Annotated in this window: 13 protein-coding genes; 10 read left to right on the top strand and 3 right to left on the bottom strand. The window is 69.1% G+C overall.

The features are described from left to right. The first annotated feature begins 213 nt into the window (after nucleotides 1–213). The 5 genes from leuS to F3J10_RS29000 all read left to right on the top strand — a co-directional run bounded on the left by leuS (nucleotide 214) and on the right by F3J10_RS29000 (nucleotide 6,487). Nucleotides 214–2,808 (top strand): leucine--tRNA ligase, encoded by a 2,595-nt coding sequence (gene leuS / locus F3J10_RS29020; RefSeq protein WP_166916814.1) that lies wholly within the window; start codon nucleotides 214–216, stop codon nucleotides 2,806–2,808. Nucleotides 2,809–2,834: 26 nt separating this feature from the next. Next, nucleotides 2,835–3,386 (top strand): LPS assembly lipoprotein LptE, encoded by a 552-nt coding sequence (gene lptE / locus F3J10_RS29015; protein ID WP_098181319.1) that lies wholly within the window; start codon nucleotides 2,835–2,837, stop codon nucleotides 3,384–3,386. 53 nt (nucleotides 3,387–3,439) lie between these two features. Further along, nucleotides 3,440–4,597 carry a DNA polymerase III subunit delta gene (gene holA, locus F3J10_RS29010; RefSeq protein WP_025096789.1) on the top strand — a complete coding sequence of 386 codons (1,158 nt, stop codon included), beginning with the start codon at nucleotides 3,440–3,442 and terminating at the stop codon, nucleotides 4,595–4,597. Between the two features lie 135 nt (nucleotides 4,598–4,732). After that, complete coding sequence (locus F3J10_RS29005) at nucleotides 4,733–6,004, top strand: glutamate-5-semialdehyde dehydrogenase (protein WP_167243545.1); 1,272 nt, start codon at nucleotides 4,733–4,735, stop codon at nucleotides 6,002–6,004. A 60-nt stretch (nucleotides 6,005–6,064) separates the two neighbouring features. Next, complete coding sequence (locus tag F3J10_RS29000; RefSeq protein ID WP_025096787.1) at nucleotides 6,065–6,487, top strand: CopD family protein; 423 nt, start codon at nucleotides 6,065–6,067, stop codon at nucleotides 6,485–6,487. Nucleotides 6,488–6,569: 82 nt separating this feature from the next. Here the strand turns inward: F3J10_RS29000 and F3J10_RS28995 are convergent, their stop codons facing one another. Further along, nucleotides 6,570–7,505 carry a MurR/RpiR family transcriptional regulator gene (locus F3J10_RS28995; RefSeq protein WP_167233875.1) on the bottom strand — a complete coding sequence of 312 codons (936 nt, stop codon included), beginning with the start codon at nucleotides 7,503–7,505 and terminating at the stop codon, nucleotides 6,570–6,572. 292 nt (nucleotides 7,506–7,797) lie between these two features. Between F3J10_RS28995 and edd the strand changes: the two genes are divergently transcribed. The 4 genes from edd (at nucleotide 7,798) to F3J10_RS28975 (ending at nucleotide 12,671) form a co-directional block, all read left to right on the top strand. Then, the gene (gene edd / locus F3J10_RS28990; protein ID WP_167243544.1) at nucleotides 7,798–9,663 is read left to right on the top strand and encodes a phosphogluconate dehydratase; all 1,866 of its coding nucleotides are present in this window, start codon (nucleotides 7,798–7,800) and stop codon (nucleotides 9,661–9,663) included. Between the two features lie 61 nt (nucleotides 9,664–9,724). Next, entirely contained in the window at nucleotides 9,725–10,351 is a 627-nt protein-coding gene (eda, locus tag F3J10_RS28985; protein WP_013696640.1) for a bifunctional 4-hydroxy-2-oxoglutarate aldolase/2-dehydro-3-deoxy-phosphogluconate aldolase, read from the top strand. 434 nt (nucleotides 10,352–10,785) lie between these two features. After that, the gene (locus tag F3J10_RS28980; RefSeq protein ID WP_025096784.1) at nucleotides 10,786–12,150 is read left to right on the top strand and encodes a gluconate:H+ symporter; all 1,365 of its coding nucleotides are present in this window, start codon (nucleotides 10,786–10,788) and stop codon (nucleotides 12,148–12,150) included. A 17-nt stretch (nucleotides 12,151–12,167) separates the two neighbouring features. Next, nucleotides 12,168–12,671: a gluconokinase gene (locus F3J10_RS28975; RefSeq protein WP_167243543.1), complete on the top strand. Its 504-nt coding sequence runs from the start codon at nucleotides 12,168–12,170 to the stop codon at nucleotides 12,669–12,671. Nucleotides 12,672–12,829: 158 nt separating this feature from the next. Here F3J10_RS28975 and purB read toward each other — a convergent pair whose 3' ends face one another. Both purB and F3J10_RS28965 read right to left on the bottom strand, forming a co-directional pair. Beyond that, nucleotides 12,830–14,218, bottom strand: coding sequence for an adenylosuccinate lyase (gene purB / locus F3J10_RS28970; protein ID WP_025096782.1), 1,389 nt, complete (start codon nucleotides 14,216–14,218; stop codon nucleotides 12,830–12,832). Between the two features lie 320 nt (nucleotides 14,219–14,538). After that, a complete protein-coding gene (locus tag F3J10_RS28965; protein ID WP_025096781.1) occupies nucleotides 14,539–15,930 on the bottom strand; it encodes an MFS transporter in 1,392 nt (463 codons plus the stop codon). A 24-nt stretch (nucleotides 15,931–15,954) separates the two neighbouring features. On the opposite strand from F3J10_RS28965, the gene F3J10_RS36055 reads away from it, so the two are divergent. Continuing rightward, nucleotides 15,955–16,155 (top strand): hypothetical protein (locus F3J10_RS36055; protein WP_205200530.1); only part of this gene is annotated, 201 nt, incomplete at its 3' end.

The raw sequence follows: 16,155 nt of genomic DNA, 5'->3' as shown, positions 1-16,155 counted from the left end.
CTGAGCCGCCCGGCGAGGCGCCTTCGCCAGGCCCGCGCCCGCGCCGGCTGCCCCGGCCGACGGGCGTCGCCGCCCCAAGCCGCGCGCGATGGCCTGAGGGGCCTGAGCGGGCGGTATAATCGACCCTTTCCCCGCGATCCGGGGAGTGCGACTTTCGATCCACTCCAGCCTGCGCGCGCGTCGCGCGTGCCGACAGCCTAGCCGAACCACACCATGCAAGAACGATACGTACCCGCCGACGTCGAAGCCGCCGTCCAGCGCGATTGGCGCGATACCGACGCCTACCTGACGAAGGAAGATTCGCAAAAGCCGAAGTTCTTTTGCGTGTCGATGCTGCCTTACCCGTCCGGCAAGCTGCACATGGGTCACGTACGCAACTACACGATCAACGACGTGATGTACCGCTATCTGCGGATGAACGGCTACAACACGCTGATGCCGATGGGCTGGGACGCGTTCGGCATGCCGGCCGAGAACGCCGCGATGGCCAACGGCGTGCCGCCCGCGAAGTGGACCTACGACAACATCGCCTACATGAAGGGCCAGATGCAGTCGATGGGCCTGGCGATCGACTGGTCGCGCGAGATCGCCACCTGCAAGCCCGACTACTACAAGTGGAACCAGTGGCTGTTCCTGAAGATGCTCGAGAAGGGCATCGCCTACAAGAAGACGGGCACCGTCAACTGGGATCCGGTCGACCAGACTGTGCTGGCCAACGAGCAGGTGATCGACGGGCGCGGCTGGCGTTCGGGCGCGCTGATCGAGAAGCGCGAGATCCCGATGTACTACCTGCGCATCACGCAGTACGCCGACGAACTGCTCGACGACCTCGACGGCCTGGGCTGGCCCGAGCGCGTCAAGATCATGCAGCAGAACTGGATCGGCAAGAGCTTCGGCGTGAACTTCGGCTTCCCGTATGAACTCGACGGCGAGCAGAAGCTGCTGCGCGTGTTCACCACGCGCGCCGACACCATCATGGGCGTGACCTTCTGCGCGGTGGCGGCCGAGCATCCGCTCGCCACGCGCCTGGCCGAGGGCCGTCCCGAGCTGCTCGCCTTCATCGAGGAGTGCAAGCAGGGCGGCGTGGCCGAGGCCGACATGGCCACCATGGAGAAGAAGGGCGTGGCCACCGGCTTCTCGGTCAAGCATCCGCTCACCGGCGAGCCGGTGCCGGTGTGGATCGGCAACTACGTGCTGATGAGCTACGGCGAGGGCGCCGTGATGGGCGTGCCGGCGCACGACGAGCGCGATTTCGCGTTCGCCAACAAGTACGGCCTGCCGATGCAGCAGGTGATCGCCGTCGAGGGCGAGACCTGGTCGCGCGAGGCCTGGCAGGAGTGGTACGGCGACAAGCTCAAGGGCGTCAACGTCAACAGCGGCAAGTACGACGGCCTGGGCCACGAGGCCGCGGTCGACGCCGTGTCGGCCGACCTGAACGCGGGCGGCTTCGGCGACAAGCAGGTCACCTGGCGCCTGCGCGACTGGGGCGTGTCGCGCCAGCGCTACTGGGGCACGCCGATCCCGATCATCCACTGCCCGTCCTGCGGCGACGTGCCGGTGCCCGAGGCGGACCTGCCGGTGGTGCTGCCCGAGGACCTGGTGCCGGACGGCACCGGCAACCCGCTGGCGAAATCCGAGGCCTTCCTGAACTGCAGCTGTCCGAAGTGCGGCGCGCCGGCCAGGCGCGAGACCGACACCATGGACACCTTCGTCGACTCGTCCTGGTACTTCTCGCGCTACACGGCGCCCGACGCGACGACCATGGTCGACGCGCGCACCGATCACTGGATGCCGATGGACCAGTACATCGGCGGCATCGAGCACGCGATCCTGCACCTGCTGTACTCGCGCTTCTGGACCAAGGTGATGCGCGACCTGGGCCTGGTGAAGTTCGGCGAGCCGGCCAGGAACCTGCTCACGCAGGGCATGGTGCTCAACGAAACCTTCTACCGCGAGGACGCGAACGGCAAGAAGAGCTGGTTCAACCCGGCCGACGTGACCGTCACGCACGACGACAAGGGCCGCCCGGTCGGCGCGGTGCTCAACGGCGACGGCCAGCCGGTGGTGCTGGGCGGCATCGAGAAGATGTCGAAGTCGAAGAACAACGGCGTCGATCCGCAGTTGCTGATCGACCAGCACGGCGCGGACACGGCCCGGCTGTTCACCATGTTCGCGGCGCCGCCCGAGCAGCAGCTCGAATGGTCGGGCGCGGGCGTGGAAGGCGCGAGCCGCTTCCTGCGCCGCGTCTGGGCCTTCGCCTCGGCCAATCGCGAGGCGCTGGTGACGCGCGATGCGCTCGACGCCGCCGCGCTCGACGAGACCGCCAAGGCGCTGCGCCGCGAGATCCACGCCGTGCTGAAGCAGGCCGATTTCGACTACCAGCGCCTGCAGTACAACACCGTGGTGTCGGCCGCGATGAAGATGCTCAACGCGATCGAGGGCGCCAAGAGCGCGCCGGGCGCGGTGCTGCGCGAGACCTACGGGATCCTGCTGCGCGTGCTGTACCCGGTGGTGCCGCACCTGACCTTCGCGCTGTGGCAGGAACTCGCCTATGCCGACGAATTCGGCCCGCTGCTCGACGCGCCCTGGCCGAAGGTCGACGAGGCCGCGCTGGAGCAGGCCGAGATCGAGCTGGTGCTGCAGATCAACGGCAAGGTGCGCGGCGCGGTCAAGGTCGCGAAGGACGCCAGCCGCGAGGTGATCGAGGCGGCCGCGCTCGCCGACGAGGCATTCGCGAAGTTCGGCGAGGGCAAGCCGGCGAAGAAGGTGATCGTCGTGCCGGGCCGTCTCGTCAACGTGGTGGTCTGACGCGCAGTACGAACCAAGGAGCGAAGGTGATCCGCAGATCGTTTTTGATGGCCGTGGGCAGCGCGGCGCTGCTGTCCGCATGCGGCTTCCAGCTGCGCGGCACGCAGGACTACGCGTTCAAGCACCTGCTGATCGTGGGCGCGCAGCCGGCGGTGGCCGCGCGCCTGACGCGGATGGTCGAGGGCGGCAGCGATACCAGGGTGGTCAAGGCCCAGGCCGATGCCGACGCGATCCTGCGCGTGTCCGAGGCGCGCGGCACCGGCACGCTGACGCTGGACGAGTTCGGCACGGTCGAGGAATACCAGCTCAACTATTCGCTGAGCTACACGCTGACCACCAAGGACGGCGCCCTGCTGATCGCGCCGAGCGTGATCTCGCTGAACCGCGCCATGACCTACAACGCGCAGTTCGTGCAGGCCAAGGCGCAGGAAAGCGACATCCTGTTCGCGGACATGCAGAACGATGCCGTCGACCAGCTCACGCGCCGCCTGTCGGTGGTGCACACGCTGACGCCCAGGCCGGGCGAGGTGGCGCCGGGCATCGCGCCGCGCGCGCCGCTGCCGCCGCCGCCGCTGTGATGCGCGGCGGCTTGTCCGAATCCGTTTTCTCCGACTGCTGAGCGTTCGAATCGATGCAATTGCGACTTGAGGCGCTGGAGCCGCACCTGGCGAAGGGGCTCGCCGGCCTCTACACCGTCTACGGCGACGAACCGCTGCTGGCCCAGGAGGCCTGCGACCGGATTCGTGCCGCCGCGCGCGCGGCCGGTTTCACCGAGCGTTCGGTGTTCACGGTCGAGCGCAGCTTCGACTGGAGTTCGCTGCTGGGCGCGAGCCAGGCGATGTCGCTGTTCGGCGAGCGCCAGCTGATCGAGTTGCGGATTCCCTCGGGCAAGCCCGGCAAGGAAGGCGCCGACGCGCTGAAGACGCTGGCCGGCGCGGGCAATCCCGAGGTGCTGATGCTGGTCACGCTGCCGCGGCTCGATGCTGCCACGCAGAAGTCGGCCTGGTTCACCGCGCTGGGCAACGGCGGCGTCGCGCTGAAGATCGACCCGGTCGATCGCGCGCAACTGCCGAACTGGATCGGCCAGCGGCTCGCCGCGCAGGGCCAGCGCGTGGCTGCCGGCGACGATGGCCGGCGCGCGCTGCAGTTCATCGCCGAGCGCGTCGAGGGCAACCTGCTGGCCGCGCACCAGGAGATCCAGAAGCTCGGGCTGCTCTATCCGTCCGGCACGCTGGCCTTCGAGCAGGTGCAGGATGCCGTGCTCAACGTGGCGCGCTACGACGTCTTCAAGCTCAACGAGGCGATGCTGGCCGGCGACGCGGGCCGGCTGGCGCGCATGATCGACGGGCTGAAGGGCGAGGGCGAGGCGCTGGTGCTGGTGTTGTGGGCCGTGGTCGAGGAATTGCGCACGCTGCTGCGCATCAAGCGCGGGATCGAGGCCGGCAAGCCGCTCGCCGTGCTGGTACGCGAGAACCGCGTCTGGGGGCCGCGCGAGCGTTTGATCGGGCCGGCCCTGTCACGCGTCACGGAGCCGGTGCTCGAAAAGGCGCTGGCGCTGGCCGCCAGGCTGGACCGCCAGGTCAAGGGCCTGTCCGGCGCCACGCCGGGCCTGCCGCGCGCCGACGAGCCGCCGCCCGATCCCTGGGACGGGCTGTTCCAGCTCGCCATGACGGTCGCCGGCGCGCAGGGCGCGTCGCGCTCGCCGGCCGGCCCGCGCGGCGCGGCGGCGCGGCAGCAGGCTTCAGGCTCGACCGCGGGCGCAGGTGCGGCGTCGCGTCGCCCTGGCTGATCCCGCCGCGCCCGACGCTTGCGCGCGCAGGCGCATACAATCGTTCATTCGCCGCCGCCCGCGGGCCGGCCGGCGATCACTCCAACGGCGTTTCGCCGCCCGCGCGCGGCTGCCTTTCCGGATTCGGGTTTCATGATGGATATCGATCAGTACATGACGGACGTCGGCCGCCGCGCGCGGCAAGCCTCGCGCGCGATCGCGCGAGCCGACACGGCGGCCAAGAACGCCGCGCTGGCCGCGATCGCCACGGCGATCGAACGCGAGGCCGCCACGCTGAAGGCCGCCAACGCGCGCGACGTCGAGCGGGCGCGCGCCAACGGCCAGGACGCCGCCTTCATCGATCGCCTGACGCTGTCGGACAAGGCGCTGAACACCATGATCGAAGGCCTGCGCCAGGTCGCGGCGCTGCCCGACCCGATCGGCGAGATCTCCAACCTGAAGTTCCGCCCCAGCGGGATCCAGGTCGGCCAGATGCGGGTGCCGCTCGGCGTGATCGGCATCATCTACGAATCGCGGCCGAACGTGACGATCGACGCGGCCGCGCTGTGCCTGAAGTCCGGCAACGCCACCATCCTGCGCGGTGGTTCCGAGGCGCTCGAATCGAATACCGCGCTGGCGGGGCTGATCGGCGAGGGGCTCGCCGCGGCGGGGCTGCCGGCCGAGGCGGTGCAGGTGGTGGCCACCGCCGATCGCGCGGCGGTCGGCAAGCTGATCACCATGACCGAGCATGTCGACGTGATCGTGCCGCGCGGCGGCAAGAGCCTGATCGAGCGGCTCATGAAGGATGCCCGCGTGCCGATGATCAAGCACCTCGACGGCATCTGCCACGTCTATGTCGACGACCGTGCCGATCTGGCCCGCGCCCTGACCGTCTGCGACAACGCCAAGACGCATCGCTACGGCACCTGCAACACCATGGAAACGCTGCTCGTCGCGCGCGGCATCGCGGCCGCCGTGCTGCCGCCACTGGGCCGCCTGTATCGCGACAAGTCGGTCGAGCTGCGGGTCGACGCGGCCGCCCGGGCCGTGCTGGCCGAGGCCGGCGTCGCGCCGCTGGTCGATGCCACCGAGGAAGACTGGCACACCGAGTACCTGGCGCCGGTGCTGGCGATCAAGGTGGTCGACGGCATCGACGCGGCGATCGAGCACATCAACACCTACGGCTCCGCGCATACCGACGCGATCGTCACCGAGGACCACGACCGCGCGATGCGTTTCCTGCGCGAGGTCGATTCGGCCAGCGTGATGGTCAACGCCTCGACGCGCTTCGCGGACGGTTTCGAATACGGCCTGGGCGCCGAGATCGGCATCTCGAACGACAAGCTGCATGCGCGCGGCCCGGTCGGGCTCGAGGGCCTGACCTCGCTGAAGTACGTCGTGCTCGGGCACGGCGAGGGCCGGCAGTAATCACGAACGCCTCCAAAGTCTCCAGCAATCGCATTCCAGCCAAGACGGGCGGACCATTCGATGACATACCTCTGGGTCAAGACCTTCCACATCGTGCTGATCGCCGCGTGGTTCGCCGGGCTGTTCTACCTGCCCCGCATCTACGTGAACCTCGCCATGGAGACCGATCCCGGCGCGGTGCGCCGGCTGCTGACGATGGCGCGCAAGCTGTTCCGCTTCATGAGCTTCATCGCCGTGCCTGCGCTGGCCTGCGGGGCCTGGCTCTGGCTGGTGGCCGGGGTCGGGCGCGGGCAGGGCTGGATCCACGCCAAGCTGACGATCGTGCTGCTGCTGATCGTTTATCACGCCTACTGCGGGTATCTGCTGCGCGTGTTCGAGCGCGGGGAGAACCGCCGCAGCGATCGCTGGTACCGCTTCTTCAACGAGCTGCCGGTGCTCGGCATGCTCGGCGCGGTCGCGCTGGCCGTCATCAAGCCCTTCTGAATCCACGACGCGCCCCGGCACATCAGCGTGCCGGGGCGCGTCGCCTGTCTTCAGGCGCCTTGGCGCGCCGTCCCTGTTTTCCTCACGATTGCTCCGATTCGCCGCGCGCGATTTCGCGTGCCGTCTCGCGGCCCGCCTCGCGTCCTTCCTCGCGCGCCCCCCGGCGCTCGCCGCCGCGCTCGTCCGGGCCGATGCGGCGCCGCACGATCGCGGCCTTGGCGCGGCCGAGCCGGTCCACCAATTCGGGGCCGCGCTGCAGCGCCACGCCGACCGCCAGGATGTCGCCGATCGCCAGATGCGACATGCGCGAGGTCATCGGCGAGAACACGTCGGTTTCCTCGGCGATGTTCGAGGCCAGGTTGACCGAGGCGAGCTGGGCCAGCGGCGAATGGCTGTGGGTGATCGACACCACCTTGGCGCCACAGGCCAGCGCCGATTTCGCGGCCTCCACGATGTCGCGCGTGCGACCCGTATTGGAGATCGCCACCACGATGTCCTGCGGGCCCAGCAAGGCGGCCGACATCGAGAAGGTATGCGGGTCGGAATAGGCCACGCTCGGCACGCCGAGCCGGAAGAACTTGTGCTGGATGTCCTGCGCGGCGATGCCCGAGCCGCCCGCGCCGTAGAACTCGATGCGCGAGGCGCGCGCGAGCAGGGCGATGGCCTCGGCCACGCTGCCGGCCGACAGGCTGTTGCGGACCTCGATCAGCGCGCCGATGGTGCGGTCGAACACCTTGCCGATGATGCCGGGCGCCGGCTCGTCGGGCTCCACGTCGCGATACACGGAAGGCACGCCCGGCGCGACGCTCTGCGCCAGCCGGATCTTGAATTCGCGGAAACCGCTGCAGCCCAGCGCCTGGCAGAAACGCGCGATGGTGGGCTGGCTGACGCCGGCGCGCGCCGACAGGTCGGTCATCGACAGATCGAGGATCTCGCGCGGCGCGGCCAGCACGTATTCGGCGAGTTTCTGCTCGGACGGGCGCAGTTGCGCGCGCAGCGCTTCGATTCGAGGGAGCATCGGCGGCTCGTGGCGGAAAAGCGGGATTGTAGTCTTGCGCAGGTATTGTAGAAAAACTACAGAAAATTTCCAGCACCTTTCTGTCCGAGGATCGGTCGACATCAGGGTTTCTACTAATGAATGAGCCATATGTAGCAAGCTTTGTGCGACATTGAAGAATGGTCATGCTGCAGCGCAAGATTGCGGTTATGTAGTTTTTCTACTAGACTTTGCCGCGATCGGTCGGTCAATCCGGCCAGACTTCCCCACGATTCCAGCCGCCGGCGCCGCCGGCCACAGAGGAGCCGCCCGCATGGCCTCGCTGCATCCCACCCTGCTCAACGTGACCGAGCGCGTGATCGCGCGCAGCCGTCCCACCCGCATCGCCTATCTCGATCGCATCGCCGCCGCCCAGGGCCGCTTCCCGGCGCGCGGCGCGCTGTCCTGCGCGAATCTCGCGCACGGCTTCGCCGGCATGGAAGGCAACGACAAGTTCGTGATCAAGGCGATCCGCGAGCCGAACATCGGCATCGTGTCCTCGTACAACGAGATGCTGTCGGCTCATGCGCCGTACCTGAACTACCCCGACATCATCAAGGCGGCCGCCCGCGAGAACGGCGGCGTGGCGCAGTTCGCGGGCGGCGTGCCGGCGATGTGCGACGGCGTCACGCAGGGCAATCCGGGCATGGAGCTGTCGCTGTTCTCGCGCGAGACGATCGCGATGAGCACCGCGATCGCGCTGACGCACAACATGTTCGACGCCGCGCTGTGCCTGGGCATCTGCGACAAGATCGTGCCGGGCCTGCTGATCGGCGCGCTGCAGTTCGGCCACCTGCCGACCATCTTCGTGCCGGCCGGCCCGATGACGAGCGGCCTGTCGAACGACGACAAGGCGAAGATCCGCCAGCAGTTCGCCACCGGCCAGGTGGGCCGCGACGCGCTGCTCGAATCCGAATCGGCCGCCTATCACGGCCACGGCACCTGCACCTTCTACGGCACCGCCAACAGCAACCAGATGCTGATGGAGGTGATGGGCCTGCACCTGCCGGGCTCGGCCTTCGTCCACCCGCATACGCCGCTGCGCGACGCCCTGACGGCCGCCGCCGCGCGCCGCGTGCTCGACCTCACCGTCGAGCGCGGCAACTACACGCCGATCGGGCACGTGGTCGACGAGAAGGCGGTGGTCAACGGCATCGTCGCGCTGCTGGCCACCGGCGGCTCGACCAACCACACCATGCACCTGGTGGCGATCGCGCGCGCGGCCGGCATCCTGATCGACTGGGACGATTTCGACCAGCTCTCGGCGGTGGTGCCGCTGCTGGCGAAGATCTACCCGAACGGCAAGGCCGACGTGAACCACTTCCATGCGGCCGGCGGCGTGGCCTTCCTGGTGCGCAACCTGCTCGAGGGCGGCCTGCTGCACGAGGACGTCAATACGGTGGCCGGCAAGGGCCTCGCGCACTACACCTTCGAGCCCAAGCTGCTCGACGGCAAGCTCGAATGGGTGCCGGGCGCGGCCGAGAGCGGCGACGCCAAGGTGCTGCGCCCGATCGGCGAGCCGTTCGCCCCCGACGGCGGCCTGCGCCTGATGCAGGGTCGCCTGGGCCGCGGCGTGATCAAGATCTCGGCGGTGGCGCCCGAGCATCGCAAGGTGGTCGCGCCGGCCATCGTGTTCGAATCGCAGGAAGCCGTGCAGGCCGCCTTCGACGCGGGCGAGCTCAAGCGCGACTTCGTTGCGGTGGTGCGCTTCCAGGGCGCCCGCGCCAACGGCATGCCCGAGCTGCACCGTTTGACGCCGCTGCTCGGCGTGCTGCAGGATCAGGGCTTCCATGTCGCGCTGGTCACCGACGGCCGCATGTCGGGCGCCTCGGGCAAGGTGCCGGCGGTGATCCACGTCTCGCCCGAAGCGCTGCTCGACGGTCCGCTGGCCAAGGTCCGCACCGGCGACACCATCGTGATCGACGCGCAGGCCGGCGTGCTTGACGTCGAGATCGACGCCGGCGAATGGGCCGCGCGCGAGCTGGCGCGCCCGACGCACCAGGCCGACAACGAGGTCGGCTTCGGCCGCGAGCTGTTCGGCGTGTTCCGCGCCGCGGCGATGCCGGCCGAGGCGGGCGCCTCGGTGTTCGGCGCGCTGGTCGGCGAAACCACGCACGTCGGCGTGGGCGTGGCGCACTGAGCGCCCACTGATATCCTCGCGAACCGCAACGAGACGAATCCAGTTACAGGAGAAGCAGCAGATGAAGACGATCCACGACATCGTGAAACTCGGCCCGGTGATTCCGGTCCTCGCGTTCGAGACGGTCGAGCAGGGCGAGCACGTGTCGCGCGCGCTGCACGCGGGCGGCGTGAAGGTGCTGGAGATCACGCTGCGCACCGAGGCGGGCCTGAAGGCGATCGAGCGTGCCAGCCAGCTGGCCGACGACATCGTGGTCGGCGTGGGCACCATCACGCGTCCCGAGCATTGCGCCCTGGCCAAGAAGGCCGGCGCGCAGTTCGGCGTCTCGCCGGGCCTCACGCGCGACATGCACCAGGCCGCCAAGGACGCGGGCCTGCCGCTGCTGCCCGGCGTGATGACGCCGACCGACATCATCGCCGCGCTCGAGCTCGGCTACGAGGTGGTGAAGTTCTTCCCGGCCCAGCAGGCCGGCGGCATCCCGATGCTGCAGGCCTTCCACGGCCCGTTCCCGACGCTGAAGTTCTGCCCGACCGGCGGCATCAGCGCGCAGAGCGCCCCCGACTTCCTCAAGCAGCCGAACGTGGTCTGCGTCGGCGGCTCCTGGCTCACGCCGAAGGCGGCACTGGCCGCGCAGGACTGGGCCGAGGTCACGCGCCTCGCCCAGGCGGCCAGCCAGCTGCCGCGCTGAACGCGCTCGCAGGCAAGCCGCGCGGCCTGGGCGGGATGCCCGCGGCGGCCGCCCGGGAGCGCTGCTTGCCGAGGCCGGGCGCGCCTGCCGCGTGATCCTCACGCCAGCCCGCGCCGGCCCGGCTCGCCTGCCGCCGATCCCATCCTCCCGGCTCGCTGGCGAGCCGCGGCCTGCCTTCATCCATTCCCCGCTTCCCCTATCGTGATCCGCGTGAGCGCGAGCTCGCTGCAGGCCCGGCCGGCATCGCGTACGATTCCTCAGACTTGGCTGCTTTTATAGGGGTTTTTGCGCATGGAACCGGTTCTATCGCGCATCGCGAAACGAAAGTAGAATTCAGCGTCCTGTAGGGCGCCGGCGGCGCGCCTGCAGGCCCATTGAAGAAGGCCGGGCGTCGTTGCTCGCCTGCCCGGTGCCAACAATCCAAGGAGGAGTCCATGGGGGCTGTTCAAGGCAGCATGCTGCTGGTGTGCGCGCTGATCGCGATCGTCTTGCTGATCGTCATGATCGCGCGCTACAAGATCTATCCGTTCCTGGTGCTGATCATCGTCTCGCTCGGCCTCGGCCTGGTGGTCGGCATGCCGATGGACAAGATCGTCAAGTCGTTCGAGACCGGCAACGGCAACACGCTGGGCCACATCGCCATCGTGGTCGGCCTGGGCACCATGCTCGGCAAGATGATGGCCGAATCGGGCGGCGCCGAACGGATCGCCGTCACCCTGATCGGCTGGTTCGGCGAGAAGAACATCCACTGGGCGATGATGTTCGTCGCGATCATCATCGGCCTGCCGGTGTTCTTCGAGGTCGGCTTCGTGCTGCTGATCCCGATCGCGTTCAACGTCGCCAAGCGCACCGGCAAATCGCTGCTGCTGGTCGGCCTGCCGATGGTGGCGGGCCTCTCGGTGGTGCACGGCCTGATCCCGCCGCACCCGGCCGCGCTGCTCGCGGTCCAGCAATACGGCGCCGACATCGGCAAGACCATCGCCTACGGCCTGATCGTCGGGATTCCGACCGCGATCATCGCCGGCCCGCTGTTCGCGCTGGTGATCCACAAGTACGTCAAGCTGCCGGAAAACAACCCGCTGGCCGCGCAGTTCATCGACTCGGGCGACCAGGCCAAGCGCGACCGCGAGCTGCCGAGCTTCGGCATCACGCTGTTCACGATCCTGCTGCCCGTCGCGCTGATGCTGATCGGCAGCTGGGCGGACCTGCTGTTCGCGCCCAAGACGCTGCCCAACGACCTGCTGCGCTTCGCCGGCACGTCGGACGTGGCGCTCCTGATCGCCGTGCTGGTCAGCTTCTGGACCTTCGGCGCGAAGCAGGGCTTCAACCGCGAGCAGATCCAGAAGTTCTGCGGCGACTGCCTGGCGCCGATCGCCGGCATCACGCTGATCGTCGGCGCGGGCGGCGGCTTCGGCGGTATCCTGCGCGACAGCGGCATCTCGCAGCAGATCGTCGCCACCGCCACCCAGGCCCACCTGTCGCCGCTGCTGCTGGGCTGGTTCGCCGCCGCGCTGATCCGTCTGGCGACGGGTTCGGCCACGGTCGCGATGACCACCGCCTGCGGCATCGTCGCGCCGATCGCGGCGGCCGCCGGCGGCACGGTCAAGCCCGAGCTGCTGGTGCTGGCCACCGGCTCCGGCTCGCTGATCTTTTCGCACGTGAACGACGGCGGATTCTGGCTGATCAAGGAATATTTCGGGATGACCGTGGGTCAGACGTTCAAGACCTGGACGGCGCTCGAAACGCTGATTTCGCTGCTCGGCCTCGCGTTCACGATGGTGCTCGCCACCGTTCTGTAACAAGCAAGGGGTAGTCAATGATTTTGATCGCAATGGGCGTCTCGGGCGCCGGCAAGACGCGCATCGGCGAACTGCTGGCGGAGCGTCTCGGGTGTACGTTCACCGACGGCGACGCGTTCCACAGCGCCGCCAACAAGGAGAAGATGCACCACGGGATCCCGCTCACCGACGACGACCGCTGGCCGTGGCTGCAGTCGATCCGCGCGGCGATCGAGGAGAAGCAGCGTGCCGGCGAGACCGCCGTGTTCACCTGCTCGTCGCTCAAGCGTTCGTATCGCGACGTGCTGCGCGGCCAGGACGCCGACGTGCGTTTCGTCTACCTGCACGGCACCGTCGAGGTGCTGAGCGAGCGCCTGAAGACGCGCACCGGCCACTTCTTCGATCCCTCGCTGCTGAAGAGCCAGCTCGACACGCTGGAAGTGCCGGGCGAGGACGAGGCGGTGCAGGTCGGCATCGACCAGACGCCCGAGCAGATGGTCGACGAGGTGCTGGCCAAGCTGAAGCTCGCGACCAAGTCCTGATTTCCTGAGTCGTCCTTGCGACCAGGCGGGCCGGCGGCAGCCGGCCCGCATCAACCGAAAGGCATGAAAAAAGGCGCCCGGCGGCAACAAGCCCCGGGCGCCTTTGCTTTTGTCTGCATCGCGCGCGGCGGGTGCCGCGCGCGATGCGGCGATGCGTCTTACGCGATCCGCTTGGCCAGCTCGACCGCCTTGCCGATGTACGAGCCCGGCGTCATCGCCAGCAGCAGGTCCTTGGCGTCCTGCGGGATCGCCAGGCCGCCGACGAACTGCTGCAGCGCCTCGCGCGTGATGCCCTTGCCGCGCGTCAGTTCCTTCAGTTGCTCGTAGGGGTTCTCGATGCCGTAGCGGCGCATCACGGTCTGCACCGGCTCGGCCAGCACTTCCCAGCAGTTGTCGAGATCCTCGTCCAGGCGTGCCGGATTGACCTCGAGCTTGTCGATGCCGCGGGTGAGCGCGTCGTAGGCGAGCAGCGAGTAGCCGAACGCCACGCCGATGTTGCGCAGCACGGTGGAATCGGTCAGGTCGCGCTGCCAGCGCGACACCGGCAGCTTCTCCGAGAGGTGGCGCAGGGTGGCGTTGGCCAGGCCCAGGTTGCCTTCCGAGTTCTCGAAGTCGATCGGGTTGACCTTGTGCGGCATGGTCGAGGAGCCGATCTCGCCGGCCTTGGTCTTCTGCTTGAAGTAGCCCAGCGAGATGTAGCCCCACACGTCGCGGTCGAGGTCGAGCAGGATGGTGTTGGCGCGGGCCACCGCGTCGAACAGCTCGGCCATGTAGTCGTGCGGCTCGATCTGGATCGTGTAGGGGTTGAAGCTCAGCTTCAGGCGGTTCTCCACCACGTCCTTCGAGAAGGCTTCCCAGTCGAAGCCGGGATAGGCCGACAGGTGCGCGTTGAAGTTGCCGACCGCGCCGTTCATCTTGCCGAGCAGCTCGACCTTGGCGATGCGCTCGATGGCGCGCGCCAGGCGCGCCGCCACGTTGGCGATTTCCTTGCCGAGCGTGGTCGGGCTGGCCGGCTGGCCATGCGTGCGCGAGAGCATCGGCTGCTCGGCCTGGGCGTGCGCGAGCGCGACCAGGCGCTGGTGCACGGTGCGCAGCGCGGGGACGATCACGTTGTCGCGCGCGCCGGCCAGCATCATGCCGTGCGAGGTGTTGTTGATGTCTTCCGAGGTGCAGGCGAAGTGGATGAATTCGCTGGCGCGTTCGAGCTCCGCCTGGCCCTTCACCGACTCCTTGAGCCAGTATTCGACGGCCTTCACGTCATGGTTGGTGACGCGCTCGATCTCCTTGATGCGCGCCGCGTCGTGCGCGGTGAAGCGCTCGACCAGCTGCAGCAGGAACTGCTCGGAGGCGTCCGAGAAACGCGGCACTTCGGCGAAGCCGGCGCGCGACAGCGCGATCAGCCAGTGGACCTCGACGGTCACGCGGTGGCGCATGAACGCGGCCTCGGAGAGCCAGTCGCGCAGGGCTTCCGTCTTGCTGGCGTAGCGGCCGTCGAGCGGCGAGAGCGCGGTGAGGGCGAAAAGGGTGTCGGGGCGGGTGTCGGACATGATGGGGCTGCCGGTCGGGCGTGGAGAGAGTCAACCCGGAATTTTACCATCGGCGCGGGCCGGCCCCGGCGCGGTGGTTGGCCGGCGATGGCGTGGCCCGGATGGCGAGAGGGGCCGGCGTGCCGGCTGCTCGTTCGTGGGCGGGCGGTACCGGCTTCGGCAGGCCTTGCCCGGCGGCCCGTCTTGCCGCTCGATCGGGCGCTCCGGGTGCCGCTTCGACGCCGCGCCCGGAAGCTTGGCTTCGAATCGGGACGGTTCGGCCCGGCCTCTCGCATCACGGCTGGCTCCACTGCCGGCCCGGCAGCGCAGCCAGCGCCGGCTCACTCGGTGGCGTGCGCGGCATGCAGCGCCACGCCCGCCGGGGCGCCGGCGCCGGCGGTGCTGGCCCAGCCGAGCCATTGCGAGCGCAGCATCACCACCAGGCCGCAGGCGACGGTGGCCAGCGCGCCGAAGGTCGCGAAGCCGAGCTGGTAGCTGCCGGTGCTTTCCTTGGCGATGCCCATCACCACCGGCAGGTAGAAGCCGCCGATGCCGCCGGCCGCGCCGACGATCCCCGACAGCAGCCCGGTGCGGCCGTGCCAGCGATGCGGTACCAGCTGGAAGGTCGAGCCGTTGCCCAGGCCGAAGGCGAGGTAGAGGCACACCAGCAGCGCGATGCCGCCCGCCAGCGGCGGCATCCAGGCGGCGAACGCGAAGTCGGCCGCGGCGATGATCGCCAGCAGCACGATCAGCGCGCGCACGCCGGTCACGCGGTCGGCGAGGTAGCCGCCGAACGGCCGCACGATCGCGCCGAGGAAGGCGAGCAGGGACATGAACAGGCCCGCGTCGATCTTCGGCATCTGGTAGAGGTTGGTCAGCAGCAGGCTCACGTAGGAGGACATCCCCACGAAGCCGCCGAAGGTGATGCTGTAGACCAGCATCACCACCCAGGTGTCGCGCTCGGCCAGCACCGCGCGATAGCGGGCCGGCAGCACCGCGATGGCCAGCAGCGCGCCGAGCACCGGCAACAGCAGCACGCCGGTCTTGCCGGCGCCGAACAGGCCGGCATGGACCGCCAGCACCAGCGCCACCAGGCCCGCCAGCGAGACCAGGAAGGCCGCCATCGCGCGTCGCGTGCTGCCCGACTTCTCGCCGCGGTCCTCGGCCCAGGCGAACAGCGCGAAACCGGCGATCGCCAGCAGCGGCAGGGCGGCGGCCGTCGAGAACTTCCAGCCCAGCGCCTGCGCGATGTGGGGGAACAGGAAGCCGTCCAGCACCGCGCCGATGTTGCCGGCCGCCGCCAGGCCCAGCACCAGGCCCTGCACCTTGGGCGGATAGCTGCTGCCGGCCATCGGCAGCGCCACCGCGAAGCTCGCGCCGCCGATGCCGAGGAACACGCCCAGCACCAGCAGCAGCGTGTAGGAGGGCGTGCCCGGCACGAAGGGCAGCACCACCGCGGGGATCGCCGACAGCAGCACGCCCATCAGGGCGATGCGGCGCCCGTCGGTCGACTGGTAGAGGTTGCCCAGCGTCACGCGCAGGATCGCGGCGGCCAGCACCGGCACCGCGACCAGGAACCCCTGCTGCGCGGCCGACATGACGATGTCCTTGCCGATGAAGGGCGCGAGCGGCCCGTACAGCACCCACACGGTGAAGCCCGTGTCGAAGTAGAGGAAGCAGGCGAGCAGCGAGCGCCAGTTGCCGCTCGAGAGCGAGGCACGGAGGGTGGTCATCGATGAGCTCCGGGGAATCCATGCGTGGTGGGGCGGATCGATGCACGCGGAGGCCGCCGCCCGTTTCCCGGCCGTCCGCGGCAAGCCTTCCGCAAGCTTCATGCCATTGCCGCGCATGTTTTCGTGCCCGGCTTCGCGCCGATTTCGAGCGCTCGGCGGGATCGTGCGCCGGGCGCGGTTTCCGGCCTGGTGCGGGCGGATGCGGCGCGCGCCCGTGGCGCCCGG

The sequence above is a fragment of the Burkholderia sp. Cy-637 genome (genome assembly GCF_011753175.1).
Classification (GTDB): domain Bacteria; phylum Pseudomonadota; class Gammaproteobacteria; order Burkholderiales; family Burkholderiaceae; genus Burkholderia; species Burkholderia gladioli.
This window is presented reverse-complemented; position numbering and strand designations above follow the sequence as displayed.